The organism is Geomonas sp. (genome assembly GCF_056994735.1).
The window spans coordinates 1-1,234 of sequence record NZ_JBXKJL010000415.1 but is presented as its reverse complement, the minus strand read 5'-3'; the positions used below and the strand labels follow the sequence as shown (position 1 = coordinate 1,234).

Below are 1,234 nucleotides of genomic sequence, written 5' to 3'. Positions count from 1 at the left end.
ATTTGGTCTTGTTCTCCAAGTCCTGTGCCAACTATAGAAGATTGAGATAAACCTCTTCCAAGCATTGTGTTAGAGAAGGAGTTCTTTCCTTTTACATTTGCTAGGTTTTGATTGCCTATTTTAGCGTCATAATTTGTGTTAATGCCTGTCTTGTTTTGGTCTAAAGCAAGAAGGTTTTGAGCAAGTGTATTCTTTAGATTTGTCACTTGTGTATTATAATTAGAGTCAACCTCTGCCTGTGCTAACTTTTTATAATCAACTGCCATATTTATACCTCCTTTATATATAGTTTTGTAGTAGCTCTACTATTCCAAATGCTGTTATTCTTGCTATGCTTTTTTCAGTTTCCGACACAGGATAACAAGATATTTCTATAGTGTTCCAATTCCCTATAACAAGCTTGTCTTTAATATCTAAATTGTTTGCATTTGTTGTATCATTATTTAAAATTATAGGTATTTCTGTTTCGTTTATTTTAACATTTATAGTAGGAAGAATGCCTGTGTCTACTACAATTCCTTTGTTTAAATTGTGTATATGAGCTGGAAGTTTTGCAGTAGAACTGAAATTATGTATGTGTGATATGTCGTGTGCATGGTCTAGGAAATCAGTATCAAAATGATGGTAATGGTTATCTCCTATTATTGTTTGATAATCTGTAGTGAAACTGTTGTAGTAAACTTGGTCATCTTGTACTATAGCTCCTTCTGTTATTCCATGCCAAAACGTGCTTCCTGTATCGTAAGTTGTAAGTCCGAATTGTTCTTCTGTAGTTATTCCACTAAAACTTATATTGTCTGTGTTGTTTTTAGCAATGTCACTATCCATTCTGTAATGACTTAATATAAAATTAAAACTAGCTTTTTTTATTTCCTTTGTGTTGTCTGGAACATAGAATCTTATAGTTAAGGGATTATCACTATCTAAATTGCCTTCTCCTTGTGGTTGAAGCCAGTTAGTATACAGCATTGATTTAATACTGTCTCCTACATCTGACATATTTATATCTCCAAACAGTTTAAGAAATATTGCAGCAAAGTTATCATTTATTCCTTTCATATCCAAAGGACTTGTACCATTTATTAATGCTCTTTTATAAGCCATATATACACCTCTTTTCTATATATTACCACTAATCATATTCTATTTCCATAGTAAGCTTGACGTTTGATATGTTAAAAGAAGCGTTCTCTATGTTTTCTATTTTAAGCTTTAAAACTCTTCCTTTGCTTTT

At 31.7% G+C, this 1,234-nt stretch carries 2 protein-coding genes; both read right to left on the bottom strand.

Features of this window, described 5'->3' with window-relative positions; translation table 11 throughout:
• A partial coding sequence (locus AC11W3_RS17600) for a hypothetical protein (protein ID WP_484093461.1) occupies window positions 1-266 on the bottom strand: 266 nt, incomplete at its 3' end.
• A 13-nt stretch (window positions 267-279) separates the two neighbouring features.
• On the bottom strand, window positions 280-1,104 hold the full coding sequence (locus AC11W3_RS17595; RefSeq protein WP_484093460.1) for a hypothetical protein: 825 nt from the start codon (window positions 1,102-1,104) through the stop codon (window positions 280-282).
• Window positions 1,105-1,234: the final 130 nt, after the last annotated feature.

Excerpts from the sequence above, each read along its gene's own strand:
- AC11W3_RS17595 (WP_484093460.1), bottom strand. The coding sequence starts at position 1,104 with ATGGCTTATAAAAGAGCATTAATAAATGGTACAAGTCCTTTGGATATG.